This window comes from Streptomyces sp. NPDC040718 (assembly GCF_055593565.1).
In genome coordinates this window covers 118,041-140,669 of sequence record NZ_JBVIXO010000005.1, presented here as the reverse complement: position 1 = coordinate 140,669, position 22,629 = coordinate 118,041, and the positions used below count along the sequence as shown (strand labels likewise).

The 22,629-nt window shown below is 74.5% G+C and carries 29 protein-coding genes and 2 pseudogenes; 15 read left to right on the top strand and 16 right to left on the bottom strand.

Annotated elements, in window-relative coordinates; all coding sequences use genetic code 11:
- Positions 1-4: 4 nt before the first annotated feature.
- A complete protein-coding gene (locus ACZ597_RS14800) occupies positions 5-169 on the bottom strand; it encodes a hypothetical protein (RefSeq protein ID WP_471329130.1) in 165 nt (54 codons plus the stop codon).
- A 115-nt stretch (positions 170-284) separates the two neighbouring features.
- On the opposite strand from ACZ597_RS14800, the gene ACZ597_RS14795 reads away from it, so the two are divergent.
- Positions 285-440 carry a hydrophobic protein gene (locus tag ACZ597_RS14795; RefSeq protein WP_470962035.1) on the top strand — a complete coding sequence of 52 codons (156 nt, stop codon included), beginning with the start codon at positions 285-287 and terminating at the stop codon, positions 438-440.
- 88 nt (positions 441-528) lie between these two features.
- Here ACZ597_RS14795 and ACZ597_RS14790 read toward each other — a convergent pair whose 3' ends face one another.
- Positions 529-1,074 carry a type 1 glutamine amidotransferase domain-containing protein gene (locus ACZ597_RS14790; RefSeq protein WP_471329127.1) on the bottom strand — a complete coding sequence of 182 codons (546 nt, stop codon included), beginning with the start codon at positions 1,072-1,074 and terminating at the stop codon, positions 529-531.
- A gap of 219 nt (positions 1,075-1,293) precedes the next feature.
- Here ACZ597_RS14790 and ACZ597_RS14785 point away from each other — a divergent pair, with 219 nt between their 5' ends.
- Together ACZ597_RS14785 and ACZ597_RS14780 are read left to right on the top strand one after the other, a co-directional pair.
- Positions 1,294-1,737, top strand: a complete 444-nt coding sequence (locus ACZ597_RS14785; RefSeq protein ID WP_471330088.1) for a flavin reductase family protein — start codon at positions 1,294-1,296, stop codon at positions 1,735-1,737.
- Positions 1,738-1,831: 94 nt separating this feature from the next.
- Entirely contained in the window at positions 1,832-2,332 is a 501-nt protein-coding gene (locus tag ACZ597_RS14780) for a hemerythrin domain-containing protein (protein ID WP_471329124.1), read from the top strand.
- Positions 2,333-2,336: 4 nt separating this feature from the next.
- On the opposite strand, the pseudogene ACZ597_RS14775 reads toward ACZ597_RS14780, so the two are convergent.
- Positions 2,337-2,639, bottom strand: a pseudogene (locus tag ACZ597_RS14775) (glutathione S-transferase family protein); the annotation flags it as partial.
- Positions 2,640-2,721: 82 nt separating this feature from the next.
- Between ACZ597_RS14775 and ACZ597_RS14770 the strand changes: the two are divergent.
- Positions 2,722-3,234, top strand: a complete 513-nt coding sequence (locus ACZ597_RS14770; protein ID WP_471329121.1) for a SixA phosphatase family protein — start codon at positions 2,722-2,724, stop codon at positions 3,232-3,234.
- On the opposite strand, the gene ACZ597_RS14765 is transcribed toward ACZ597_RS14770, so the two are convergent.
- From ACZ597_RS14765 to ACZ597_RS14750, 4 genes are all read right to left on the bottom strand, one after another.
- On the bottom strand, positions 3,231-3,779 hold the full coding sequence (locus ACZ597_RS14765; RefSeq protein WP_471329118.1) for a hypothetical protein: 549 nt from the start codon (positions 3,777-3,779) through the stop codon (positions 3,231-3,233). The genes ACZ597_RS14770 and ACZ597_RS14765 overlap by 4 nt on opposite strands.
- A gap of 106 nt (positions 3,780-3,885) precedes the next feature.
- On the bottom strand, positions 3,886-4,668 hold the full coding sequence (locus ACZ597_RS14760; protein ID WP_471329115.1) for a metallophosphoesterase family protein: 783 nt from the start codon (positions 4,666-4,668) through the stop codon (positions 3,886-3,888).
- Positions 4,665-4,919 (bottom strand): hypothetical protein, encoded by a 255-nt coding sequence (locus ACZ597_RS14755; protein WP_471329112.1) that lies wholly within the window; start codon positions 4,917-4,919, stop codon positions 4,665-4,667. The genes ACZ597_RS14760 and ACZ597_RS14755 overlap by 4 nt, the downstream gene beginning before the upstream one ends.
- Positions 4,916-5,644 (bottom strand): nucleotidyltransferase family protein, encoded by a 729-nt coding sequence (locus tag ACZ597_RS14750; RefSeq protein WP_471329109.1) that lies wholly within the window; start codon positions 5,642-5,644, stop codon positions 4,916-4,918. Before ACZ597_RS14750 ends, ACZ597_RS14755 begins: the two co-directional genes overlap by 4 nt.
- A gap of 82 nt (positions 5,645-5,726) precedes the next feature.
- Between ACZ597_RS14750 and ACZ597_RS14745 the strand changes: the two genes are divergently transcribed.
- The 5 genes from ACZ597_RS14745 to ACZ597_RS14725 all read left to right on the top strand — a co-directional run bounded on the left by ACZ597_RS14745 (position 5,727) and on the right by ACZ597_RS14725 (position 9,682).
- On the top strand, positions 5,727-7,016 hold the full coding sequence (locus ACZ597_RS14745; protein WP_471329106.1) for a cytochrome P450: 1,290 nt from the start codon (positions 5,727-5,729) through the stop codon (positions 7,014-7,016).
- Positions 6,988-7,311, top strand: a complete 324-nt coding sequence (locus tag ACZ597_RS14740) for a plasmid stabilization protein (protein ID WP_471329103.1) — start codon at positions 6,988-6,990, stop codon at positions 7,309-7,311. Before ACZ597_RS14745 ends, ACZ597_RS14740 begins: the two co-directional genes overlap by 29 nt.
- 24 nt (positions 7,312-7,335) lie before the next feature.
- Complete coding sequence (locus tag ACZ597_RS14735) at positions 7,336-8,010, top strand: HAD family hydrolase (protein ID WP_471329100.1); 675 nt, start codon at positions 7,336-7,338, stop codon at positions 8,008-8,010.
- A gap of 82 nt (positions 8,011-8,092) precedes the next feature.
- Complete coding sequence (locus ACZ597_RS14730; RefSeq protein ID WP_471329097.1) at positions 8,093-8,425, top strand: hypothetical protein; 333 nt, start codon at positions 8,093-8,095, stop codon at positions 8,423-8,425.
- Positions 8,426-8,569: 144 nt separating this feature from the next.
- Complete coding sequence (locus ACZ597_RS14725) at positions 8,570-9,682, top strand: carboxylate-amine ligase (RefSeq protein ID WP_471329094.1); 1,113 nt, start codon at positions 8,570-8,572, stop codon at positions 9,680-9,682.
- Between the two features lie 81 nt (positions 9,683-9,763).
- On the opposite strand, the gene ACZ597_RS14720 is transcribed toward ACZ597_RS14725, so the two are convergent.
- The 4 genes from ACZ597_RS14720 to ACZ597_RS14705 form a co-directional block, all read right to left on the bottom strand.
- Positions 9,764-11,233 carry an amino acid permease gene (locus tag ACZ597_RS14720; RefSeq protein WP_471329091.1) on the bottom strand — a complete coding sequence of 490 codons (1,470 nt, stop codon included), beginning with the start codon at positions 11,231-11,233 and terminating at the stop codon, positions 9,764-9,766.
- Positions 11,234-11,426: 193 nt separating this feature from the next.
- Entirely contained in the window at positions 11,427-12,476 is a 1,050-nt protein-coding gene (locus ACZ597_RS14715) for an ABC transporter ATP-binding protein (RefSeq protein ID WP_471329088.1), read from the bottom strand.
- 57 nt (positions 12,477-12,533) lie between these two features.
- A complete protein-coding gene (locus ACZ597_RS14710) occupies positions 12,534-13,379 on the bottom strand; it encodes a DUF4097 family beta strand repeat-containing protein (RefSeq protein ID WP_471329085.1) in 846 nt (281 codons plus the stop codon).
- 71 nt (positions 13,380-13,450) lie between these two features.
- Positions 13,451-13,987, bottom strand: a complete 537-nt coding sequence (locus tag ACZ597_RS14705) for a hypothetical protein (protein ID WP_471329082.1) — start codon at positions 13,985-13,987, stop codon at positions 13,451-13,453.
- 386 nt (positions 13,988-14,373) lie between these two features.
- Here ACZ597_RS14705 and ACZ597_RS14700 point away from each other — a divergent pair, with 386 nt between their 5' ends.
- Entirely contained in the window at positions 14,374-14,739 is a 366-nt protein-coding gene (locus ACZ597_RS14700) for an STAS domain-containing protein (protein WP_471329079.1), read from the top strand.
- Between the two features lie 77 nt (positions 14,740-14,816).
- Positions 14,817-15,272 (top strand): ATP-binding protein, encoded by a 456-nt coding sequence (locus tag ACZ597_RS14695; RefSeq protein WP_471329077.1) that lies wholly within the window; start codon positions 14,817-14,819, stop codon positions 15,270-15,272.
- Here the strand turns inward: ACZ597_RS14695 and ACZ597_RS14690 are convergent.
- Positions 15,244-15,840 carry a hydrolase gene (locus ACZ597_RS14690; protein ID WP_471329074.1) on the bottom strand — a complete coding sequence of 199 codons (597 nt, stop codon included), beginning with the start codon at positions 15,838-15,840 and terminating at the stop codon, positions 15,244-15,246. The genes ACZ597_RS14695 and ACZ597_RS14690 overlap by 29 nt on opposite strands.
- Positions 15,841-15,923: 83 nt before the next feature.
- Here ACZ597_RS14690 and ACZ597_RS14685 point away from each other — a divergent pair, with 83 nt between their 5' ends.
- The 3 genes and pseudogenes from ACZ597_RS14685 to ACZ597_RS14675 all read left to right on the top strand — a co-directional run bounded on the left by ACZ597_RS14685 (position 15,924) and on the right by ACZ597_RS14675 (position 17,846).
- Positions 15,924-16,481: a DUF6434 domain-containing protein gene (locus ACZ597_RS14685; RefSeq protein ID WP_471329071.1), complete on the top strand. Its 558-nt coding sequence runs from the start codon at positions 15,924-15,926 to the stop codon at positions 16,479-16,481.
- A gap of 45 nt (positions 16,482-16,526) precedes the next feature.
- Positions 16,527-16,727 (top strand): annotated as a pseudogene (locus tag ACZ597_RS14680) (helix-turn-helix transcriptional regulator); the annotation flags it as partial.
- 54 nt (positions 16,728-16,781) lie between these two features.
- Positions 16,782-17,846 carry an enoyl-CoA hydratase/isomerase family protein gene (locus ACZ597_RS14675; RefSeq protein WP_471329069.1) on the top strand — a complete coding sequence of 355 codons (1,065 nt, stop codon included), beginning with the start codon at positions 16,782-16,784 and terminating at the stop codon, positions 17,844-17,846.
- A gap of 59 nt (positions 17,847-17,905) precedes the next feature.
- Here the strand turns inward: ACZ597_RS14675 and ACZ597_RS14670 are convergent, their stop codons facing one another.
- Positions 17,906-18,652, bottom strand: coding sequence for a TetR/AcrR family transcriptional regulator (locus tag ACZ597_RS14670; protein WP_471329066.1), 747 nt, complete (start codon positions 18,650-18,652; stop codon positions 17,906-17,908).
- A gap of 273 nt (positions 18,653-18,925) precedes the next feature.
- Between ACZ597_RS14670 and ACZ597_RS14665 the strand changes: the two genes are divergently transcribed.
- Positions 18,926-19,672, top strand: a complete 747-nt coding sequence (locus ACZ597_RS14665) for a class I SAM-dependent methyltransferase (RefSeq protein WP_471329063.1) — start codon at positions 18,926-18,928, stop codon at positions 19,670-19,672.
- Here the strand turns inward: ACZ597_RS14665 and ACZ597_RS14660 are convergent.
- From ACZ597_RS14660 to ACZ597_RS14650, 3 genes are all read right to left on the bottom strand, one after another.
- Entirely contained in the window at positions 19,663-20,586 is a 924-nt protein-coding gene (locus ACZ597_RS14660) for an SDR family oxidoreductase (protein WP_471329060.1), read from the bottom strand. The two genes, ACZ597_RS14665 and ACZ597_RS14660, sit on opposite strands and share 10 nt — an antisense overlap.
- A 151-nt stretch (positions 20,587-20,737) precedes the next feature.
- The gene (locus ACZ597_RS14655) at positions 20,738-22,315 is read right to left on the bottom strand and encodes a molybdopterin-dependent oxidoreductase (RefSeq protein WP_471329057.1); all 1,578 of its coding nucleotides are present in this window, start codon (positions 22,313-22,315) and stop codon (positions 20,738-20,740) included.
- Positions 22,316-22,355: 40 nt separating this feature from the next.
- Complete coding sequence (locus tag ACZ597_RS14650) at positions 22,356-22,535, bottom strand: hypothetical protein (protein WP_471329054.1); 180 nt, start codon at positions 22,533-22,535, stop codon at positions 22,356-22,358.
- Between the last annotated feature and the right edge of the window lie 94 nt (positions 22,536-22,629).

The window sequence follows — 22,629 nt, the reverse complement described above, 5'->3', positions numbered from 1 at the left end:
GCGGTCAGTCGGGGGGTTCCGGCACCGGCTCCTCGGGGTTGCCGTCCGGGGGGCCGGCGGGCCGCTGCGGGGGGTCCGCCGGCCGGTCCCGGGGGACCGGCTCGGGGCCGGACGGGACGGGCTCGGGGCCGTCGGGCAGTGGCGGGTTCGGATGCGTCGCGGTACTCACCTCTCCTCCGGCGGACCCGACCCGCGCATGGAGCGGGAGAGCGGGGGCAGGCGCTCCCTGCGGGCGCCCGGCCCTCGGGCGCCCCTTCCCGGCCGTCCTGCTCTGGAGGTGGGTCATGGTTCCGCTCCTTCTGGTCCTGCTGCTGATTCTGCTGCTCTTCGGCGCCGGTTTCGCAGTGAAGCTGCTCTGGTGGATCGCCATCGCCGTGCTGGTGCTGTGGCTCGTGGGCTTCGTCGCCCGCGGCAGCGGCGGGCGCTGGTACCGGTGGTAGCGCGCCGGACCACATTGCCCGGGGGCCCGCCGGCGACGGTGGGCCCCCGGGCAGCACCGCCGCCGTCCGGGTGACAACGGGCCCGTCCTCACGCGCGTGCGACCCGGTCGAACTCCCTCAGCACGGCGGCGCAGAAGACGTCGAGGTCGTCCGGCTTGCGGCTGGTGACCAGCGTCGACGGCGCCGCCCGGCAGACCCGCACCGCCTCGTCCACCCAGGTGCCGCCGGCATTGCGGATGTCGGTGGCCAGGCTCGGCCACGAGGTCAGGGTCCGGCCGCGTACGACATCGGCCTCCACCAGGGTCCACGGGGCGTGGCAGATCGCGGCGACCGGCTTGCCCGCGGTGAAGAAGCTCCGGGTGAAGCCGACGGCCCGGTCGTTCATCCGCAGGGCGTCGGGATTGGCCACCCCGCCGGGCAGCACGAGCGCGTCGAAGGCATCGGAGGTGTCCCCGGCGAGCACGTGGTCGACGGTGAAGCGGCCGGCCCGGTCGAGGTGGTCGAAGGCCTGCACCTGCCCGGCCTCGGTCGACACCAGCTGCGGGTTCCAGCCGGCCCCCTCCAAGGCCTTCCACGGCGCGGTCAGTTCCACTTCCTCGACTCCCTCGGGCGCGGTCAGAAAGGCGATGCGCACCGAATCCACCTCCTCCGGTCCGTCAGGTCGGGCGTACCTCCCGCGCCTGCCCGGACACGCGCCGCCCAAGCACCCGCGTTCGCGGGGCGGTGGCGGACGATGGGGAGGGTGGCCCGCGGCACCCCGCCGCGGCCCGGCAGCCAGGGAGCCCCAGTGACCGACCCGGACCCGGATCCCGCCCCCGGCCTCGACGGCTTCGCCGAGGCAGTGGACGGCACGATGTACGTCGTCACGGCCGCCTCGGGCGGGCGGCGGTCCGGCTGCCTGGTCGGCTTCGCCTCGCAGTGCTCGATCGACCCCCCGCGCTTCGTGGTGTGGCTGTCGACCGCCAACCACACGTACGGCGTGGCCCGCGCGGCCCGCCACCTCACCGTGCACGTACTGGGCGGGGAGCAGCGGGCCCTGGCGGACCTCTTCGGCGGGCTGACGGGCGACGAGGTGGACAAGTTCGCCCGCACCGTCTGGCGGCCCGGCCGGGACGGCAGCCCGGTGCTGTCGGACGTACGCGTCTGGTTCACCGGCCGGGTCGAGGAGGTGGTCGCGGTCGGCGGCGACCACGCCGGCTTCGTGCTCTCCCCGGTCGAGCGGAGCACCGGGCCCGCGGCACCCCGGCCGCTGCGCTACGGCGCCGTCCGCGACCTGGAGGCCGGCCACCCGGCCTGACCGGCCACTGCGCCGGACGGCCCTACGCAGGTTTCAACGGCCCGTGAACGAGCACGCGCCAGACGACGGAGACCCCGAGCCAGGAGGCTGTGCCATGGCCGCGAACCACAGGGAACAGGACGTCGTAGCGGTGATCCTCCAGGACCACCGCACCATGGAAGAGCTGTTCCGCAGCATGCGCAGCGTCGAGGCCGACCGCGCGGGAGCGCTGGAGAAGTTCTCCGCCCTGCTCATCGCGCACGGCGAGGCGGAGGAAGCCGAGGTCTACGGCGCGCTCAAGCGCTTCAAGAACGTCGACGACGAGGAGGTCGAACACGGGGTGGAGGAGCACGACGAGGGCAACAAGGCGCTGCTCGCCCTCCTGGAGGTGGACGAGGTCGGCTCCGAGGACTGGGACTCCAAACTGGAGGACCTCGTCGAGGCCGTGTCCCACCACGTGGACGAGGAGGAGCGGACGATCCTCAACGGCGCCCGCGAGAACGTCCCGGACGAGCGCAGGGCCGAGCTCGGCGCCGCGTTCCTGAAGGAGCGCGAGCGGCAGCTGGAGTCGGACTGCGGCAGCATCGAGAACGTACGGGCCGTCGCGAACCGGTGAGCCGCTACGCCGGGCCCGGGAGCGGGTTGTGGCCGGCGGGCACCCGTTCCGCGGGGCGCAGCGGCCCCGGCGGGGTGCCGTCGCCGAAGGGCCGCCCGCCCAGGCCCACCCGGGCGTGCGGGGCGAGCCAGGTCTCCGCGTCCGGCCCGTTCGGCACGATGCCGGTGGGATTGATGTCGGAGTGCACCAGGTGGTAGTGCCGCTTGATGTGGTCGAAGTCGACGGTGTCGCCGAAACCGGGCGTCTGGAACAGGTCCCGCGCGTACTCCCACAGCACCGGCATCTCCGCGAGCTTGTTCCGGTTGCACCCGCGCGATGCCGCGGCGAACGTGGTGGACTGTCCCGGAGGGGGCCCCGAGGGGTCCCGTACCGGTCCGGAGGAGGCAGAGGTGTCCGGGAAGCGGGAACGACGACTGGTCCTCGTACGGCACGCGAAGGCCGTGCCGAAGGGCGACACGGAGGACTTCGACCGGCCGCTCGCCGACCGGGGGCGCACCGACGCGGAGGCGATGGGCCACCGGCTGGGCGGGTCGCCGCTCGGGGTGGGCCTCGTACTGTGCTCCCCGGCGAAGCGGACCCGCCAGACGTGGCAGCTGTTGCAGCCCCCGCTGCCGGACCGGCCGCCGGTCGTGTACGAGGACACCCTCTACAACGCGGAGGCGGAGACCCTGCGCGCCGCCGTGGCCGGGACGGACGACGGCGTGTCCGGCCTGATGCTGGTGGGCCACAATCCCGGTGTCCAGGAACTGGCCGCCGCCCTGCCCGGCGACGGCCCGCAGGAGCTGCTGCAACGGATCCGCAAGGGCCTGCCCACCTGTGCCGTCGTCGTACTGGACTTCCCCGGCGGCTGGTCGGACCTCGCCCCCGGGGCCTGCCGCTTGACCGCGCTGCACACACCCTAGGCGGAGTGGGCCCGGCCGGGCGGGGCCGTGGCCACCTCGGGGGTGAACACCTGCGCGGCGCGTTCCCCGCGCAGGGTCTCCAGGATCCGGATCTGCCGCTCGGCGCGCCGCAGGAGCTCGTGCAGGCGCGCGCCGTCGACCGGGGCGCCGGCGCCCGCGAGCGGCTGGAGCGCCCGCCACATGCAGGCCTTGCCCTCGACGCCCAGGCGCATCGCCTCCAGCTCCAGGACGTCGCTGAGCGGCGAGCGGGTGAAGAGGCGCCCGTTGAGCTTGAGCCGGCCGGCCTTCTCGGCGAGCCGGCCGAGGGCCGCCCGGCCCCGCGACTCGGGAACGCCGAGGCCGGCCATGATGCCGCGCAGGCTCTCCCGGTCCTGTGCGACCTCCTCGGCCAGTGCCGCCAGCGGCGGGCCGAGGGCCGTCCCGTGCTGGGCCCGGGCCGCGCGGCGCAGCAGTTCGGTGCCGGCGTTCGCCCCGGTGAGGTGGTCGTTGAGGTAGACGCCCAGCAGGTCGGGGGCCGGGCGGGTGGCGGCGGGACGGCTGTTCATGACGGTTCCTCCGGGTCGGTGGGTGCTGGGGCGCGGTCCGGGTGCGCGCCGGGCGGTACGGAGAGCCGGGAGGGCGGCGTCCGCCGGGCGCCCGGTGCGGTGCGGGTCATGTGCCCGCCTCCCGGGCGGGAGCAGGTGCGCCGTCGGGCACGGAGCCCCGGTGGCCGTCGGGGGAGAGGTGGTACACCGAGAACGCCTGCCCGATGACGGGCATGGCCACGTTGCGGACCTGGACCCCGCCGGCCGTCATGCCGTGCTCGGTACCGAGGTGGGCGTGGCCGTGGACGGCCAGGTCGGCCCCCTCCTCGTCCACAGCCTCCGCGAGGAGGTAGCTGCCGAGGAAGGGGTAGATCTCCCGGGGCTCGCCCGCCAGGGTGTCCGGCACGGGGGAGTAGTGGGTGAGGGCGATGCGCAGCACGCTGCCGGCCTCGCGCAGTTCGCGCAGGGCCCGCCCGAGGGACTCCGCGCTGGCGCGGGTGCAGCGGATGAAGGACTTCATCTCGGCTTCGCCGAACTCGCTGCCGCTGCGCCCGGCGAAGCCCCCGCAGAAGCCCTTGGCCCCGGCGATCCCCACGGGGGTCCCGCCGACGTCGAGGAGGACGCCGTCGCCCTCCAGTACGTACAGGCCCGCCGCGCGGAGCACGTCCGCCACGGCCTCCTGCCGGTCGCTCTGGTAGTCGTGGTTGCCGAGCACCGCGACCACGGGCACCGGCAGCCCGGCCGTCTCGGCGGCCACCACCCGCGCCTCGTCCGGGGTGCCGTGGCGGGTCAGGTCGCCGGCGAGGAGCAGCAGGTCGGCGCAGCCGCCCAGGGTGTCGAAGGCGGGCCGCAGCACCCCGGCGCTGCCCGGGCCGAGGTGGATGTCCCCGACGGCGGCGACGCGGATCACGACAGCTCCTCGGCGTGGTCGGGCGGCCGGGCCCGGCTCAGGGTGATGTCCTCGTACCAGTCGTGGCCCGCCAGTTCCTCGCCGACGATCCGCAGTACGGCCGCCTTGCGCTCCTCGTCGCCGACGCACCCGCGGACGACCGCGCGGGCACCGTGCAGCTCGACCCGGACGCCCAGCTCGGCGAGCTCCTCGCGGGCCAGCCGCTCCCGCAGGTGCTCGATGCGGTACTCGATGATGCCGGTGGAGCTCATGGTCCTTCTCCCGTCGCTCCTTCTGCTGCGGGGTCCCCTCCCGCGGCGCCGATGACGCGGAGCCGTTCGAGGAGGTGGAAGAACGCGTCGGGCAGCGGGTCCGCCCGGTGGTCGCGCTCCAGCCGGGCCCAGTCGATCTGCTCGCGCAGCATGCGGGCCATGGGCAGCAGGTCCCCGAAGTCGCAGTAGTGCTCGCAGAGCGCGGCGAGGCGGCTGTCCATCAGGTCGGTGGGGGCGAGGACCGGCATCCACACCGAGTCCACCGCCTTCACGGTCGCCCGCTCCAGCAGCTCCGTGCCGACCGGACGCCGGGCCAGTTCGAAGATCAGGTCGATCTCCTCCCCGCCCGAGCGGCCCTTGACCAGCCAGTCCTCCGGCGCCCGGCGCATGGCGATGCCGCCGTCCTCCAAGGCCTTGACGGCCTGGTCGGCGTCCTCGGGCCGCACGCAGAAGTCCGTGTCGTGCTGGAAGCGGGCCGGCAGGCCGTGGGCGAACGCCGCCACGCTGCCGGCCAGGGCGAAGGGCGGCCCCGACCGCTTGAGGAGGGCCGCCACGCGCTTGGTGGTCTCCAGGATCGCCTGGGTGTGGTCCTGGGGCAGCGCCCCCTCGGCCGGTGCGGGAGGGCCCAGGCCCTCCGGCGGGGCGACGCCCCCGAGGGCGGAGGAGGTACGAGCGGACACGGGGAGCCCCCCTGTTTCCGCCTGCACGATGTCACGGTCGGGCATGGCCCCCGCCTAACCCGTCGGGGCCCGTCGAAACCCCTGGGGCGCGAGGAGTGCCGCGGGGCGCGGCGGGTAGGCGCCCGGCATGCCCCTGACGATCGACAGCACGCTCGCGCTGCTCACCCAGGGCTACGCCTGGGCCCCCGACCTGCGGCGTCGCCACGGCGACCCGCCCGCCGTCCGGACCCGCCTGATGGGCCGGCCCGCCCTGCTGCTGCACGGACCGGCAGCCGTGGAGTTCTTCTACGACGAACGGCACGTGCTCCGCGACGGCGCGCTCCCCGGACCCGTGCTCGACACCCTCTTCGGGCGGGGCGCGGTCCACACCCTGGACGGCGACCGCCACCGGGTCCGCAAGCACCTCTTCGTGTCAGTGCTGATGCGGGACGACTCGGTGGACGCGCTCACCGCACTCGTACGCCGGCACTGGGCGGCCGCCGTCGAAGGATGGCGGGGCCGGGGAGCCGTCCTCTTCGACGAGGCGGCGGTGGTCCTCGCCCGGGCCGTCTGCGACTGGACGGGCCTGGCGGTACCGGAGGACGCCGCCCGGGAGGTCTCCGAGGACTGCGTGGCCATGGTCGACGGCTTCGCGACGCCCGGACCGCGCCACTGGCGGGCGCGCCGGGCCCGGGCCCGGCAGGAGGACTCCCTCGCGCGCACCGTCGAGGAGCTCCGCGGCGGAGTGACCCGCCTCCACCAGGCACTCCCTCCGGGCGGCGGGGACACCGCGCTGGAGGCGGTCGCCCGGCACCGCGACGCCGGCGGCCGGCTCCTCGACCCCCGTACCGCCGCCGTGGAACTGCTCAACATCATCCGCCCGTGCGTCGCCGTCGCCTGGCCGGTGGCCTTCGCCGCGCACGCCCTGCACCGCAGGCCCCGGCTCGCCGACGAGCTGCGGGCGGACGACGGCGCGTACGCCAGGGCCTTCGCCCACGAGGTGCGCCGCTTCTACCCGTTCGTGCCCTTCGTCGGCGGCCTCGCCGCCCGTGACCTGCGCTTCGGCGGGGAGGCCGTCCCCGAGGGCACCCTCGTCCTCCTCGACGTCTACGGCCACCACCACGACCCGGCGCTGTGGCCCGACCCCTACCGCTTCGACCCGCTCCGCTTCCTCGGCCGGGAGCCCGGCCCCGGCGCACTCATCCCCCAGGGCGGCGGCGACGCCCGCACCGGCCACCGCTGCCCCGGCGAGGAGATCACCGTCGGCCTGCTCGCGGAGTTCGCCTCCGCCCTGGCCGTCCTCGACACCGACGTCCCCGAGCAGGACCTGCGGATCCCGCTCCACCGCATCCCGACACGGCCGCGCAGCGGGTTCACCGTGTCGGTCCCGTCCCGGCAGAGGAGCCGACATGCCCCGAGGTTCCAGTCCCAAGCGTGAACGGCAGTACGAGCACATCAAGGAGAGCGCGGAAGAACGCGGCGAGAGCCCCGAGCGGGCCAAGGAGATCGCCGCCCGCACCGTGAACAAGGAACGCGCCCGCGCGGGCGAGTCCAAGACCGCGAGCAAGAGCTCCATCGACGACATCTCCTCCGCCCGGCGCGGCGGGCTGCACTCCCACAGCGGGGCGCGGGGTCCCACGTACGACCAGCTCTACGCGGAGGCCAAGCGCCGCAACCTGCACGGCCGTTCCTCCATGGACAAGGCCGAACTCAAGCGCAGGCTGGACTACTGAATCCCGACCCCCGGGGAGGCGCGCATGAACCGGGCCGCGCTGTTCGACGTCGACGGCACCCTCGCCGACACCAACCACCTGCACGTCACCTGCTGGTGGGAGGCGCTGCGGCAGGCGGGCCACGACGTCGCGATGCACGACATCCACCGCGCGATCGGCCTCCCCGGGGAGGACCTGATCGCGCACCTGCTCGGCGAGGGCCGGGACAAGAGCGGGGACGAGGCGCTCTCCGCCGCGCACGAAACCCTCTACGGCACCTACTTCGACCGGCTGCCCCCGTTCGACTCGGCGGCCCGGCTCCTGCGCGAACTGGACCGGCGGGGCTGGCGGGTGGTGCTCGTCACCTCCGCCAAGGACGCCGAGCTGGACGCCCTGCGGCGGGCCGTCGACGCCGACGACGCCATCACCGCCACGGCCAGCTCCGACGACGTGAGCGAAGGCAAGCCCGCACCGGACCCGGTGCACCACGCGCTCGACCTCGCGCAGGCGCCCGCGCGCGGCTCCGTCCTCGTCGGCGACACGGTGTGGGACATGCGGGCCGGTGTCCGTGCCGACGTCGCCTGCGTCGGGCTGCTGTGCGGGGGCATCCCGCGCGCCGATCTGGAGGAGGCCGGGGCCCGCGCCGTCTACCGTCACCCCGCCGACCTCCTCGCCCACCTCGACCGGAGTCCCTTCGCCCAGGGGGAGGCGGTCCGATGACCGGCATCCGCGTCGTGGTGACGGGAGCCACCGGAAACGTCGGCAGCAGCGTGGTGCGGGCCCTGTCCGGGGACCCCGCCGGTTGCCCGACCTGCCCGGCCTGCGCTTCCAGGCCCTGCACACCGACGACGCGGCCGCCGCGTACCTCGCCGCCGTCCTGCTCCCGGTGGACGGGGCGTTCAACCTGGCGGCCGAGCCACCGCTGGACGCCGCCGTCCTCGGCCGGGTCCTCGGTGCCCGCAGCCTGCCGGTCCCCGCGGGCCCGGCGGGAGCTGTCCTGGGAGCCGCGCCGGACCTCCGTACAGGCCGTCGCGGAGTTCCTCGACGGCCTGCGCGCGGGCGGGGGCATGGACACCGCCCCGCTCGCCCCCGACCGGCCCGCCCGTCCGGGACCCGGCCGTACACGCGGCTGTAGGGCCCCGCGGGCGCGGTACTGCGCATGATGGAGGGGTACCACGGGTGCGGAGGCCCGCGGCGCCGCAGGCCTCCCCTTCGGGCCGCGCCCCGCATGGGGGCACGGCCGGCGGGTAGGTGCCGGGCACTCGGCAAGGAGGATCCGATGGACGTTCTGACCATGGGGGTGGAGGAGGAGTTCCACCTCGTCGACCGCGACAGCAGGGCGCCGGTGAACCGGGCTCCGGAGGTGATCCGCGAGCTCGCGGGCGTGCTGGGCGGTCAGGTCCAGGCCGAGTTCTACGACACCCAGGTGGAGGTCTGCACCCTGCCCGCCGCCGATCGCGAGGACCTGCGCGAGCAGCTGCTGCGGCTGCGGTGCACCGTCGCGGAGGCCGCCGAGGCGGCCCGCTGCCTCGCGGTGGCCTCGGGCAGCCTGGTGCTCCCGCCGCAGGAGCCGCTCACCATCACCGACAACGCCCGCTACCGCCTCATGGCGAGCCGGTTCGCGGGGCTGCTGGGGCCCAACCGGCTGGTCTGCGGCTGCCACGTGCACGTGGGCTGCCTCGACCGGGGGCGGGCCCTGGCGCTGGCGAACCGGATGCGGCCGTGGCTGCCGGCGCTCCAGTCGATCACCGGGAACTCCCCCTTCGTCTGCGGCCGCGACAGCGGCCTCGACAGCTGGCGCACGGTCGCCTACTCCGGCTGGCCGACCGTGGGACCGCCGCCCCTGCTCGACGAGCGCCAGTACCTCGCGTACGTGGACGGGCTGGTCGGCGCCGGGGTGCTGCTCGACCGCGCCATGGTCTACTGGCACGCCCGCCCCTCCGAACACGTGCCGACGCTGGAGATCCGCGTCGCCGACGTCAACGCCGACCTCGACACCGTCGTCCTGACGGCCGTCCTCGTACGCGGTCTCGCGTCCGTCCTGCTCGAAGAGGTGGACGCGGGCGCACCGCCGCCCGCACCGTCCGACCGCATGCTGCGCGCCGCGCACCGGCTGGCCGCGCGGCACGGCATCGACGGGCCGGGCCTGGACGTGTGGACCGGCGGGCGGGCACCCGCCAGGCTGCTCGTCGACCGGCTGGTGGACCGGGCGGCCGCGGGGCTGGAGCGGGCCGGCGACCTGGGCGCCGTGGAATCCCTGTGGGCCGGTCTGCGCCGGCGGGGCACCGGCGCGCGCCGCCAGCGGGCGGTCTACGCGGCGACGGGCAGTCTGGCGGCGGTCGTCGACAGCCTGAACGCGGCCACCGGGAGCCTGGCGGTGGACGCCGCCTGAATCCGGACCGGGTACGCCGACGGGGGCGTACCGGCCGGGGGTGGGGCCGGCACGCCCCCGTCGGGGGAGTGCGGTGAGCGGTCAGGACCGGGCCGCGGGCTCCGGTGCCTCGTCGGCGGAGGCCGCCGCACGCGCCGCGACCTCGGGGTTGCGCGACTTCAGGACGGCCCAGCCGATGGCCAGGCAGACCGCCCAGCCGGCGCCCACGTACAGGGAGACGCGGCTGTCGGGGTCGATGGCGATCATCACGGTGACCAGCAGCAGGAAGGCCACGGCGATCCAGCTGCAGATGGTGCCGCCCGGCGCCGGGAAGGAGGAGGCGGGCAGCTTGCCCGCGTCCACCGCGCGGCGGTAGCGGATGTGGCTGACCAGGATCATCAGCCAGGTCCAGATGCCGGCCGCCGTCGCCACCGAGGTGACGTAGCCGAAGGCCTTCTCCGGGACGACGTAGTTCAGGACCACGCCGATGCCCATGAGGGCGGTGGAGAGGGTGATGGCCACGGCCGGGGTCTTGGTGGAGCTCAGCTTGCCCAGCAGCTTGGGGGCCTCGGAGTTCGCGGCCAGGTCGCGCAGCATGCGGCCGGTGGAGTACATGCCGGAGTTGCAGGACGACAGGGCCGCGGTCAGCACCACGAAGTTGACGATCGCCGCGCCGGCCGGGATGCCGATCTTGGCGAAGGCCGCCACGAACGGGCTGACGCCCGGCTGGAACTCGGTCCACTTGACGACCATCAGGATCACGCTGAGCGCACCGACGTAGAAGACGATGATGCGCCAGGGCAGGGTGTTGATGGCCTTGGGGAGGGTCTTCTCCGGGTTCTCGGACTCGCCCGCCGTGACGCCGACGAGCTCGACGGCCAGGTAGGCGAACATGACGCCCTGCAGGGTCATCAGGCTGGAGCCGACGCCCTTGGGGAAGATGCCGTCGAAGGCCCAGAGGTTGGACACGGCGGCGGTGTCACCGGCCTGGCTGAAGCCGAAGGTGACCACGCCGATGCCGATCACGATCATGCCGATCAGGGCCGTGACCTTGACCATCGAGAACCAGAACTCGATCTCGCCGAAGATCTTCACCGAGATGAGGTTGGCGACGTACAGGACCACCAGGAAGACCAGGGCGGTCACCCACTGGGGGACGTCCGGGAACCAGAAGTGCACGTAGATGGCCGCGGCGGTCAGCTCGGCCATGCCGGTGACCACCCACATGAGCCAGTACGTCCAGCCCGTCACGAACCCGAAGAACGGGCTCAGGAACTCGCGGGCGTACTCCGCGAAGGAACCCGAGACGGGGCGGTACAGGAGCAGCTCGCCGAGCGCTCGCATGATGAAGAAGACGATGACGCCGGCGAGGGCGTACATGAGGATGAGGCTGGGGCCGGCCTTGGCGATGTTCGCCCCGGCTCCCAGGAAGAGGCCGACGCCGATGGCGCCGCCGATGGCGATCATCTGGACCTGGCGGCTGCCGAGGCCGCGCTCGTAGCCTTCCTCGGGCGTGGTGCCCGTGGTGGCGTTGTCGTCGCCGTGGTGCTGTTCGACCTGCGTCGAGGTCATGCTCTGGTGCGCCTTTCCGCTCCATGCCGACCCGCCGCCGTGCTCGGCCGCGGATCGGGTTCCGATCCCCCGGATGCTGATGGAGTTGCATGCCGGCGGTCGGCCGACTTCAGCGCCCCTGTCCGGACGTGGGTGGTCCGGCAGGCGGTCGAGAAGATGTACCACGGTGTCCGGCGCCGGACCGTGGCGAACATCACCGGCAAATCGGCCATTCGCCCGTGACCAGGCCCAAAGACCCTTGCGCAGTGACGTCATCGTTATCCGGATCTGAGCCTCCGCTGAGCGAACGCACAATGACATCGAGGCAACGCGTGCCACCGGCGTTCCGCCGCGGGGGTCCCGCGATCACGCAACGTGAACGCCGAAGCCCCTCCGCGGGGGCGGAGGGGCGGAAAGCGGTCCTGGCGGTCACCCGGCGTCGCGGTCGTACGCCGCCTTGGACCAGCGGTAGCCGAGGACGGTCAGGCCGAGGCACCAGAGCAGGGCGATCCACCAGTTGTTCCCGATCTCCGTGCCGAGCAGCAGCCCGCGCAGGGTCTCGATGGCCGGCGTGAAGGGCTGGTACCCGGCGACCGGCTGGAACCAGCCGGGCATCGCCTGGACCGGGACGAACGCGCTGGAGATCAGCGGCAGTGGTGAGGAGGACGGTGACGCCGCCGGCGACCAGCTCGCGGATGATCTGCCACATGTCGTGGCGCGAGCGCGGGTCGAGGCCGGTGGTCGGCTCGTCGAGGAAGATGATCCGCGGGCCGCCGACCAGGGTCATGGCGATGTCCAGGCGGCGCTTCATGCCGCCGGAGTAGGTGGAGGCGGGCTTCTTCGCGGCCTCCGCCAGGTCGAAGCGCTCCAGCAGCTCGGCGGCGACGCGCCGCCCCTCCGGTTTGGGCAGGTGGTGCAGGTCCGCCATCAGGAGCATGTTCTCCTCGCCGGTGATCAGCCCGTCGACGGCGGAGAACTGGCCGGTGACGCCGATCGCGGCACGCACTCCGTCCGGGGAGGCGGTGACGTCGTGTCCCGCCACCTGGGCCCGCCCGCCGTCGGCGGTGACGAGGGTGGAGAGGATCTTCACGGCGGTGGTCTTGCCGGCGCCGTTCGGCCCGAGCAGTGCGAACACGCACCCCGCGGGGATGTGCAGGTCGATCCCGTCGAGGACGGTCTTGTCGCCGTACGACTTGCGCAGGCCCGAGGCGCGGACCGCGGCCGGCGGTTCCTGGATTGTTGTGGGCATGACATAGGAAGGCATGGGGCCCTCCGTTCGAAGGCTGGGGCGGTCGGGTGTGCGGGCGGGGCCGGCGCGGGGTCAGGCCTTGGCGCGCAGGACGTCGATGTTGCCGTGCCGGGTGCGGGCGCGGATCCTGACCGTGTCCTCGGTGTCCTCCGGGGCGCCGGTCGCGGTGAGCATGTTGCGGACCTGGCCGGAGCCCGAGTTGACGTCGAGCCAGGCGGCCGTGCCCTCGCGGACGCCGACCTCGATGGTTCCGTAGCCGGTCTCCAGCTGCACGGCGCCCCGGGCCACTTCGCCCACCCGCAGGGTGCCGTGGGCGGTGGTGGCGGTGACCGAGTCCTCGGCGCGCCGGATGTCGATGTCGCCGTGGGCGCCGCTCACCCGCAGCTCGCCGGTCGCCGCCCCGACGGTGGTGCTGCCGTGCGAGTTCTTGAGCACGCCGGGACCGTCCACGAGCCCGACGCGCATGCTGCCGGAGCTGGTGGTGATCTCGGCCGGGCCCTCCACGCGGTCCACGGTGATCGAGCCGTGCGACGCGGTCAGCCGCAGGGGTCCGGTCGTGTCGAGCCGGACGTCGCCCGCCGAGGTCTTCACCCGGACCTCGCCGAGCCGGCCCTCGCCGAGCACCTGGGTCCAGGCGCCGGTCATGTCGACGTCCGAGCCCGCGGGCAGCCCGACCGTCACGTCGACGGTGCCGGGGCGGCGCAGCGAGTTGCGCTGCCGGGGAGTCCTGACGGTCAGGGTGCCGTTCGCGTACGAGACCTCGGTCTGCTCGGCGGCCCGCACGTCCCGGTCCTTGGCCGGAGTGCGGGGCAGCACCTCGACGACCGTGTCGCGGCGGTCCACCGCGGTGAAGCGGATGGAGCCGGCCTCGACGTGCGCCGTGACCGAGATCGGTTCGGGAGTGTCGAAAGAAGGCATGGCTGTCCCGTCCTCTTGGGTCTTGGGGTGGAGTGGTGCGGGTGTTGAGGTGGTGCGGCGGGCCGGCGCCGTCAGCGCACCCAGCCGGTGACGCTCTGGCCGATGGTCTGGATCCGCTCCGCCGGACGCGCGCGGGGGCCGCCGTCGACCGCCGCCGCCACCGCCCGCACCAGCCAGGCGTTGACCGACGTGCCCTCGCGGTTGGCGGCCTCCTCGGCGCGGGCCTTGAGGTGGGCCGGCAGGCGCAGGTTGACGCGGGCGGTGCCGCCCTCGTCGCCCTCGGCCGACGCCGACGCCGGGGCCGGGGCCGGGGTGCCGAGCGGTTCGGCCGACGTGCCCGGCTCCGCGGCGGAGGCGCCGCCGGCGGTCGGCAGCGTCACCACGAAGTCGGGGTCCAGTCCGCGCAGCCGTACGTCGACCGAGCCGGGAGCGAGCTCGCGGGTGATCTCGTCCATCGCGGCGGAGAGCACGTTGAGCATGGTCAGCCGGGTCGCCGACTCCAAGGGGGCGGTGAGCCTCTCGGCCAGCTCGCGGGCTTCGTCCCCGCCGGCTTCGGCGGCCACCGCCAGTTCGCGGCGGAGGGTGTCGATATACGGCGTGAGGTCCATGACGCCATGATGGCACCATCGTGGCGCCATTCGCAAGTGTCGATGGCGCCAGGCGGGGCCGATTCTGACGCCATCCGCCCTGAGCTGCGAAAACGTGGCCATGATCAGAGGAATGGTGAGACTTCGGAGTGGGGTGGTGCGCTTCGGTTGGCGCCGAGTGGCGCTGTGTGGCGCCATCTGGCACCACTCCGGGTCGGCCGGTGTCATGTGGTGCCACTCGCCCCCGGTCCACCCGCGCCGGAAACCGTCGGCCGCGTGTCCGCGGACCGGGCCGCCCGGGGGAAAACCCGCGGGGTCCCGAGAGAGTCCCGGGGAGTGCGGCGGCGCCGCATATAGCGTCGGGCCCAGGGAAGGCGTAGGGGGCAGCTGACGGAAGGTGATGCCGGATGGTCTCCGGAACGGACGACAAGCGGTTCACCGTCACGGTGGGGACGGTCGACGGGATTGTGCTCCTCACCCTCGGAGGTGAGCTGGACCACGACACGGCGGCGCCGCTGAGGGAGGCCCTCGACGCGGCGGCCGTCCGGGGCGGCCGGCTGCTGGTGGACATGGCGGGACTGCGGTTCTGTGACTCGACCGGTCTCAACGCCCTGTTGCACGGCCGCCTCGCCGTGCAGGAGGCCGGCGGCAGCCTGGAGCTGGCGGGGCTCACCGGGCCGGTGGCCCGGATGTTCCGCATCACCGGCGCGGACGGGGTCTTCCCGGTCCACGCCGATGTGGCGCGGGCGCTGGGTCCGAACCAGGACCGGTGAAGCCGATCGACAATTCAGGGCCGGTGGGGCCGATTGAGAACCCGGGCCGATGGAGCCGATGGAAGCGGGCGAGAGCGGTGGAGCAGCGAGGGCCTGCCGGAGGCAACTGGCTCCTGGTGCTCGACGGGATGCCCGACCCGGTCCTGCGCAGCCGTGACTTCACCCGGCGGGCGCTGACCGCCTGGCACTGGCTGCCGCCGCGGGACCCGGCGGCGCGGGACACGGCGGAGGACGTGATGCTGCTGGTGTCGGAGGTGGTGGCCAACGCCTGTCTGCACGGCGGCGGGCCCGGAGCCCTGGTCCTGGACTGCACGGGTGAGCGGCTGCGGATAGAGGTCACCGACTCCAACCCGGAGCCGCCGGTCCTCCCGGCGGGTGGGCGTGACCCCCGGACGCCGGGCGGGCACGGGCTGATGATCGTGGACCGGCTGGCCCGGGCCTGGGGTTCGAGGCCCGGGGTGGTCGGGAAGTGCGTCTGGCTGGAGGTGGCGTGCCCCGCCGCTCTCAGTGGAGCGAGTCCAGTGCCGCGATGATCTCGCGGGTGGAGCTGACCCGGCCGATGCGGGGGAAGATCTTGCCGAAGCTGTGGGCGTGCGAGTCGGCGTCCAGGTCGGCGGTCGCGTCCTCGGCGAAGACCAGGCCGTAGCTGTGCTCCCAGGCGGTGCGGGCGGTGGACTCGACGCCGATGCTGGTCGAGATGCCGGCCAGGACGATCCGGTGGATCCCGCGCCGGCGCAGCTGGAGGTCCAGCTCGGTGCCGGTGAAGGCGCCCCAGTGGCGCTTGGTGACCGTCACGTCCCCCAGTGCGGCGAGCTCGGCCGGGATCTCGGAGAAGGCGGCCGGCGGGGCGGTGGCCGGGCCGGGGCGGTCGACGTCGGTGGTGGGCAGGTCGCAGCCGTCGGGCGACCACGCGACCTTCACCAGGACGACCGGCAGCTTGTGCGCGCGGAAGGCCTCGGCGAGGGCGATGCCGTTGCGCAGGATCTCCTCACTGGGCCGGGCGGTGGGCAGGGCGAGGATGCCCTGCTGGAGGTCGATGAGCACGAGGGCGGTGCTGCCGTCGAGGGCCGGCGCGGAGGTTGCGGAAGTTGTGGAGGTCATGGGGACGACCGTAGGAAACGGCGGGCGCGGTTGCACGCGTGTCCGGCGGGGGCCGGGCCGTGTCGCCACCCTAGAATGCGAACATGAGTACGAATCACGTGGAGGGGGTCCGGCCCGAGCCGGGCCCGGAGCTGTCCGGGGCCGAGCTGCTGCGCTGGTACTGGACGCTGGAGGAACTGACCGGGCTCGCCCGGCGGACGGGCGTCCCCGTGGGCGGGGGCAAGGCCGCCCTGACGGAGCGTCTCGCCGCCGCGCTGGACGGTCGCGCCGTTCCGGCCCCGGCCCCGGCGGCCCGGCGCGGCGGCCGGCAGCTGAAGGCGCCGGTCGACGGGACCAGCGTGATCCCCGAGGGGCAGCGGTGCAGCCAGGTGCTCCGGGAGTTCTTCCTCCGGGAGATCGGGCCGGGCTTCCACTTCGACGCCTTCATGCGGGAGTACGTCGCCCAGGGCGCGGGCCACACCCTCGCCGAGGCCGTCGCCCACTGGCACGCCACCCGGCAGCGGGCCGCCGAACCCCAGGAGGTCGGCGCCCAGTTCGAGTTCAACCGGTTCCTGCGCGACTGGCACGCCCGCCACCCGGACGGCACCCGCGACCGGGCCCTCGCCGCCTGGCGCGAACACCGGGCCCGCCCCCGCGACTGACGCCCGCTCAGGCGGAGCTCCCCGGCCCCGCCCCCGGCGGCCAGGGCCCAGGCCACCCCCGTGACGGCCGTCGGGCACCGCTGCGGATGGTCGTCCGCGAGCGCTTTCATCGACGTGTTCCGGCGGGCCTTCGGACACACCCCGGGCGCGCACCGCACGGAACCCCGAGCCGGAGCCGACGGCTCGCCCGCAGGTCCGGATGCCTCCGGTACAGCCCTGGTTCACCCCGAATCCGGTCAGACTTGACAAGACCACCAGAAACGATCTTCATACGGCGGTGGACCAGACATACTGGCGGACGTGACCGACGACACCGTTCTGATCGAGACCGACGGCTGTACGGGGCTGATCACCCTCAACCGTCCCCAGGCCCTGAACGCCCTCACCCATCCCATGGTGCTGAGGATCGGCGAAGCCCTGACGGCCTGGGAGCACGATCCCGCCGTGCGCCAGGTCCTCCTGCGCGGAGCCGGGGAGCGCGGCCTGTGCGCGGGCGGGGACATCCGGGCCATCCACGCCGACGCGAAGGCCGGCACCACCGGCTCGCTCGACTTCTGGCGGGACGAGTACCGGCTCAACGCCCGCATCGCCCGCTACCCCAAGCCGTACGTGGCGCTCATGGACGGGATCGTGATGGGCGGCGGCGTCGGGCTCTCGGCCCACGGCGGCGTCCGCATCGTCACCGAACGGTCCAAGGTGGCCATGCCCGAGACCGGCATCGGCTTCGTCCCCGACGTCGGCGGCACCTACCTGCTCTCCCGCGCCCCCGGCGAACTCGGCACCCACCTGGCCCTCACCGGCACGGCCGTCGGCGCCGGCGACGCCCTGCTGTGCGGACTCGCCGACCACTACCTGCCCTCCGACTGGCTGGAGGAGTTCACCCGCGAGCTCACCAAGGCGCCCGTCGCCGAGGTGCTGCCCGAGTTCCGCGGCGCCACCGCCCCCGGGACCCCGCTCGCCGCCGAACGGGAGTGGATCGACCACTGCTACGCCGCCGACACGGTGGAGGAGATCCACCAGCGGCTGCTGGGATCGGGCCCGGCGGCCGCTCGGGAGGCCTCCCGGCTCCTGCACGCCAAGTCGCCGACCTCCCTCAAGGTCACCCTCGCCGCGCTGCGCCGCGCCCGCGGACTGGACTCGCTGGAGCGGGTGCTGGAGCAGGAGTACCGGGTCTCGGCGGCGGCGCTGTCCACGCCCGACCTGGTGGAGGGGATCCGGGCCCAGGTGATCGACAAGGACCGCCGGCCGCGCTGGTCCCCGGCCGCCCTCTTCCAGGTCCGCCAGGCTTCCGTGGACCGGCACTTCGCCCCGCTCGGCGAGGGCCGCGAGCTGACCTTCCCGCAGTCCGGGGCCGGCCGCGGCTGATCCGGGTCGCCGGGCGTCCCGGTCCGCTCGCCGCGGCCCGGGCCACCCGGCCTCCCGCGTCAGCCCCGGCCGAGCCGGGCCGCGAGGCCGTCGAGGACCCGCTGGAGCCCGTAGTCGAAGTTCTCGTCCCGCAGCCGCGCCGGGTCGTGGCCGTGCCGGGAGTAGGCGTGGTCCTTCACCACGGGGTGGTCCTCCAGGGCCGCCTCGGCGGCGGGCAGCAGCGACTCCAGCCACTCCGACTCGCTCTTCCCGCTGCGGGCGAGGAGCGAGAGGTAGGAGGCCTCGCTGGTGGTGGCGCCGATGACGTAGGAGATGACGGCCTTCACGGCGAGGTCGGCCTCGCCCGCCGGGAACCCCGCCGACAGCGACAGCCTCAGCAGCCGGTCCGACATCCGGATCAGGTTCGGGCCCAGGTACGCCAGCCCGACCTGGCCGAGGACCGAGGCCACCCAGGGGTGGCGCAGCACCATCGCGCGCAGGCTGTGCGCGCACTGGCCCAGGGCCTCGCGCCAGCCTTCCGGGCCGTCGGCCGCGGGCAGGTCCAGTTCGCCGTAGACCTCGTCCACGACCAGCTCGATCAGCTCGTCCTTGTTGGCCACGTGCCGGTAGAGCGAGGTGGCGGCGGTACCCATCTCCGCGCCGAGCTTGCGCATGCTGAGGGCCTCGATGCCCTCGGCGTCCAGGAGCCGCACCGCGGCCGCGACGATCTGCTCCTGGCTGAGCGCCGGCTGTTCCTTCTGGCGCCGGGGCCGGGTCCAGACGGAGGGCACCGGCGCGGAGGTCTGTTGCTCTGAAGAGGACGACATGACCTCACCATAACCTCGTGCGGACACTGTACGCAGCGTGCGTACGGCCGTCCGCCACATCCGTCCGGAAAGCGGCTCCGGCGCGCCCCCGGACTGCCCCCGCCGCGGCCTCCCAGGGGCCCGCGGGCGCCGCCGCACCCCGGCCGGGACCGGCGGGTCCACACCTCCCCCGACAGGCCTCCACAGGCCCGACCGCCGCCCCCGCGAACCCCCTCCGACCTGGGGAAACTTACCCCGCCGGGATAAGATCTCCCCCTAGGGGAAGGGGAGTTGATGGACCGCACCATACGCTCGGCGGAGGACGTACTGGACCTCCTGGACGGGCTGTTCACGCAGGACGCGGACCGCTGGACGGACGGCGGCGCCTCCTGGTGGGACGGCTTCTACGCCGACCGCTCCAAGCCCGTGCCGTTCTTCGTGGCGAAACCGGACGAGAACCTGGTCTCGTACACCGAAAGGGGCCTGCTCCGCCCCGGGCGCGCCCTCGACCTGGGCTGCGGACCCGGACGCAACGCCCTCCACCTCGCCTCCCTCGGCTTCGAGGTGGACGCCGTCGACCTGTCACCGGCCGCCATCGCCTGGGCCGAGGAGCGCGCCCGCGAGACCGGTGCCACGGGCGTCCGCTTCCACCGCGGCGACGCCTTCCGGCTCACCACCGCCGAACTCGCCGGCCCCTACGACCTGGTCTACGACTCCGGCTGCTTTCACCACCTGCCGCCCCACCGCCGCGTCGGCTACCTGGGCCTCCTGGACCGCGTCCTCGCCCCCGGCGGCCACTTCGCCCTCACCTGCTTCGCCTCCGGCGCCATGGGCTGCGAACTCCCCGACGCCGAGCTCTACCGGCAGGGCGGCCTCGGTGGCGGCCTCGCCTACACCCCCGAGTCGCTGCGCCTGATCTTCTCCGGCCTGGAGGAGGCCGAACTGCGCCGGATGCGCGACGAGGACGCCGATTCCCCGCTCTTCGGCGAACCCTTCCTCTGGACGGCCCTGTTCCGGCGTCCGGAGCCGACTCAGCGGTAGCCGGTGGCGTCCGCCGGCCGGCCCGGGTCCTGGACCTCCACCATGTACCGCCAGGCGTCCGGCCGGCTCCCGTCGAGGTCCGTGAACCCGTAGACCCGCGCGAGCTGCCCGCTGGAGAGGGACCGCCCGTTCCAGCGGGACACCTCCGGGTCGGCGGCCAGCGCCGCGACCGCCCGCCCCACGTACGAGGGGGACTCGGAGATCGCGAAGTGCGGGACCTTCCCCAGTGCGTCCCGCCAGTTCTCCTCCGTCACCCCGAAGGCCTCCAGCATCATCTCCGAACGCAGCCAGCCCGGCGTCAGCGCCACCGCCGTCGCCCCGCGCGGACCCAGCTCGTGCCCGAGCGAGAACGCCATCCGCAGCACCGCCGACTTGGCCAGGTCGTAGAAGAACGAGTTCCGGTAGCGGGTCGCGTTGTAGTCGGCCGTCCCGTCGGTCATCTCCACCACCAGGCCGCCCGGTTCGCGCAGCATCAGCGGCAGCGCGAAATGGCTCGTCACCGCGTGCGTGTCGATGGCCAGCCGGAGCAGCCGCAGTCCCCGGTCCAGGTCGTGCTCCCAGACCGGGCTCTCCCACTCGAAGAGGTGCTCCCCGCCCCAGATGTCGTTCACCAGCACGTCGAGCCGGCCCTGTTCGGCGTCGATCCGCCCCACCAGCGCCTCCACCTGCGCGGGCTCCAGATGGTCCGCCACCACCGCGACCCCCCGGCCCCCGGCCGCCGTGACCAGCTCGGCCGTCTCCTCGACCGTCTCCGGCCGGTCGTACTCGGAACGCCGCCCGGCGGTGCTGCGCCCCGACACGTAGACCGTCGCGCCCCGCGCCCCCAGCTGCACCGCGATGCCCCGCCCCGCACCCCGGGTCGCCCCGGCCACCAGGGCCACCCTGCCTCCGAGGTCCCGCTCTCCATTCGGCATGACGCGACCCTACGCCGTGCCGGCGCCCCGGCACGGTCCGGCGCGGCGGGACAGGTCCCGGCCGGGCTTGTACAACACCCCCTCCAGGCCGCACTCTTGGCCGGGACCCGCCCGCCTGACGGTGCGGTAGCCGCCCGCCACGGTCCCGCCGCTACGCGCGGACTTCCACCGTGACCGAGTGCCGGCCGGTCGCCCCGTCGGGCAGGGTGCCCGTGCGCCGCTCCGGCTGCACCTCGCCCCGGCCGTCGGTCGCACGGACCTCCAGGGTGTGCCGCCCGGGCACCGCCTCCCACGGCCACACCCACTGCCGCCAGGTGTCCACCCCGTCCGCGGCCCCGAGCCGGGCTTCCCGCCAGGGGCCGCCGTCGGCCCGCACCTCCACCCGGGCGATCCCCCGGTGCTGCGCCCACGCCACCCCGGCCACCGCGACCTGGCCGGCCGGGCGCCGGGAGAAGGGGCGCGGGGTGTCGATCCGGGACTGCGTCTTGACCGGCGCCTCCCGCGCCCACGAGCGGCGCACCCAGTACGCGTCGTACGCGTCGAAGGTGGTCAGCCGCAGCTCGCGCAGCCACTTGCAGGCGGAGACGTAGCCGTAGAGGCCGGGGACGACCATCCGTACGGGGAAGCCGTGCGCGAAGGGGAGCGGAGCCCCGTTCATCCCGACGGCCAGCAGTGCCTCCCGGCCGTCCATGACCGCCTCGACGGGGGTGCCGATCGTCATCCCGTCCACCGAGCGGGCCACCAGCTGGTCGGCGGGCCCGCCGCGCGACGGCGGCCGCACCCCCGCCTCGCGCAGCAGGTCGGCGAGGCGTACGCCGAGCCAGCGGGCGTTGCCGACGTAGGGTCCGCCGACCTCGTTGGAGACGCAGCACAGGGTGATGTCGTGCTCGACGAGGGGCCGGGCGAGCAGCTCCGGAAGGGTCAGGGTCAGGGGTCTGGTGACGCCCTCCCCGAGGATGTCCAGCCGCCAGGTGTCCGCGTCGACCCGGGGCACCACCAGGGCGGTGTCCACGCGGTAGAAGTCCCGGGCGGGGGTGAGGAACGGCCCCAGGCCCGGCACGCGCAGGTCCGCCCCGGCGGGTACCGGTGGCGCGGGGACGGCGGGGGGCGGCAGGACCAGGTCCGCCCGGGAGGCGGTGGCGCCCGCCGCGCCGTGGGCGCCGAGGCGTCGGCCCGCGTACCCGGCCGCCGCCGACGCGGCCACGGTGGCCGCCAGCAGCCGGCCGAAGGCGCGCCGGTCCATCGGCCAGGTCCCGCCGGGGCGGCCCGCGGCCGGGCGGGGCCGGCGCAGGGCCGCCGCCAGCAGGCACAGCACCCCGGCCGCCACGGCACCGCCGGCGAGCGAGGGCAGCGCGTCCCGCCAGTCGGCGCCCGGCCGGCCGAGCGCGGCCGCCATCCCGAGCACCCCCACCGAGGCGGCGAGCGCGCACCCCGCGCGGGGACGGCGCAGCGAGAGGATCCCGGCCGCCACGGCGAGCACGGCCAGCAGGACCACCGTCCCCAGGGTCAGCACCAGCTTGTCGGAGGTGCCGAAGGCCCGTACGGCCCACTCCTTGACGGCCGCCGGAGTACGGTCCACCACGGCCCCGCCGACCGCCGTGAGCGGCGCCGCCTCGGGGCGTACGAACGCCGCCGCGAGCTCCGCGGCGGCCAGCCCGGCGAACGCCGCGGCCAGGCCGGCGACGGCGCCCGCCCGGAGCGGTCCTCGGTCCTGCCGTACACGGGTCATCCGGAGCCTCCTCCGCCCTGCCACGGTAGCCCCGGCGCGGTCACGGGCGCGCGGCTCCCGGGGGCTGCGCCCGTCCCGCCTCGCAGCCGCAGCCCCCGCCGGCGGCGCGCCCCTCGGGGGCGGGACCGGCCGGGCGGCGTTTGCGCAGCTCCACGACGCCGTCGGTGATGCCGGCGGCGGGCGAGGGGGTCTGGGTGCGCTCGTGCGCGGTCTCGGACATGTGGGTGCACTCCTGTCGCCTCGTGGCCCGCATCGGGGGAGGGGCGCCCGCCGAATCGTTCCGGCGGCCGCCCCTCGGCCTGGGCCAGTGAAAC

What these genes read in the sequence shown, in the direction of transcription:
- ACZ597_RS14710 (WP_471329085.1), bottom strand. Translation starts at nt 13,379, where the DNA reads ATGCCTTCTTTCGACACTCCCGAACCGATCTCGGTCACGGCGCACGTC.
- ACZ597_RS14705 (WP_471329082.1), bottom strand. Translation starts at nt 13,987, where the DNA reads ATGGACCTCACGCCGTATATCGACACCCTCCGCCGCGAACTGGCGGTG.
- ACZ597_RS14685 (WP_471329071.1), top strand. Translation starts at nt 15,924, where the DNA reads ATGAGTACGAATCACGTGGAGGGGGTCCGGCCCGAGCCGGGCCCGGAG.
- ACZ597_RS14745 (WP_471329106.1), top strand. Translation starts at nt 5,727, where the DNA reads ATGCCCCTGACGATCGACAGCACGCTCGCGCTGCTCACCCAGGGCTAC.
- ACZ597_RS14700 (WP_471329079.1), top strand. Translation starts at nt 14,374, where the DNA reads ATGGTCTCCGGAACGGACGACAAGCGGTTCACCGTCACGGTGGGGACG.
- ACZ597_RS14780 (WP_471329124.1), top strand. Translation starts at nt 1,832, where the DNA reads ATGGCCGCGAACCACAGGGAACAGGACGTCGTAGCGGTGATCCTCCAG.
- ACZ597_RS14660 (WP_471329060.1), bottom strand. Translation starts at nt 20,586, where the DNA reads ATGCCGAATGGAGAGCGGGACCTCGGAGGCAGGGTGGCCCTGGTGGCC.
- ACZ597_RS14690 (WP_471329074.1), bottom strand. Translation starts at nt 15,840, where the DNA reads ATGACCTCCACAACTTCCGCAACCTCCGCGCCGGCCCTCGACGGCAGC.
- ACZ597_RS14755 (WP_471329112.1), bottom strand. Translation starts at nt 4,919, where the DNA reads ATGAGCTCCACCGGCATCATCGAGTACCGCATCGAGCACCTGCGGGAG.
- ACZ597_RS14740 (WP_471329103.1), top strand. Translation starts at nt 6,988, where the DNA reads ATGCCCCGAGGTTCCAGTCCCAAGCGTGAACGGCAGTACGAGCACATC.
- ACZ597_RS14670 (WP_471329066.1), bottom strand. Translation starts at nt 18,652, where the DNA reads ATGTCGTCCTCTTCAGAGCAACAGACCTCCGCGCCGGTGCCCTCCGTC.
- ACZ597_RS14765 (WP_471329118.1), bottom strand. Translation starts at nt 3,779, where the DNA reads ATGAACAGCCGTCCCGCCGCCACCCGCCCGGCCCCCGACCTGCTGGGC.
- ACZ597_RS14665 (WP_471329063.1), top strand. Translation starts at nt 18,926, where the DNA reads ATGGACCGCACCATACGCTCGGCGGAGGACGTACTGGACCTCCTGGAC.
- ACZ597_RS14785 (WP_471330088.1), top strand. Translation starts at nt 1,294, where the DNA reads ATGTACGTCGTCACGGCCGCCTCGGGCGGGCGGCGGTCCGGCTGCCTG.
- ACZ597_RS14735 (WP_471329100.1), top strand. Translation starts at nt 7,336, where the DNA reads ATGAACCGGGCCGCGCTGTTCGACGTCGACGGCACCCTCGCCGACACC.
- ACZ597_RS14720 (WP_471329091.1), bottom strand. Translation starts at nt 11,233, where the DNA reads ATGACCTCGACGCAGGTCGAACAGCACCACGGCGACGACAACGCCACC.
- ACZ597_RS14725 (WP_471329094.1), top strand. Translation starts at nt 8,570, where the DNA reads ATGGACGTTCTGACCATGGGGGTGGAGGAGGAGTTCCACCTCGTCGAC.
- ACZ597_RS14655 (WP_471329057.1), bottom strand. Translation starts at nt 22,315, where the DNA reads ATGACCCGTGTACGGCAGGACCGAGGACCGCTCCGGGCGGGCGCCGTC.
- ACZ597_RS14750 (WP_471329109.1), bottom strand. Translation starts at nt 5,644, where the DNA reads ATGCCCGACCGTGACATCGTGCAGGCGGAAACAGGGGGGCTCCCCGTG.
- ACZ597_RS14650 (WP_471329054.1), bottom strand. Translation starts at nt 22,535, where the DNA reads ATGTCCGAGACCGCGCACGAGCGCACCCAGACCCCCTCGCCCGCCGCC.
- ACZ597_RS14795 (WP_470962035.1), top strand. Translation starts at nt 285, where the DNA reads ATGGTTCCGCTCCTTCTGGTCCTGCTGCTGATTCTGCTGCTCTTCGGC.
- ACZ597_RS14715 (WP_471329088.1), bottom strand. Translation starts at nt 12,476, where the DNA reads ATGCCTTCCTATGTCATGCCCACAACAATCCAGGAACCGCCGGCCGCG.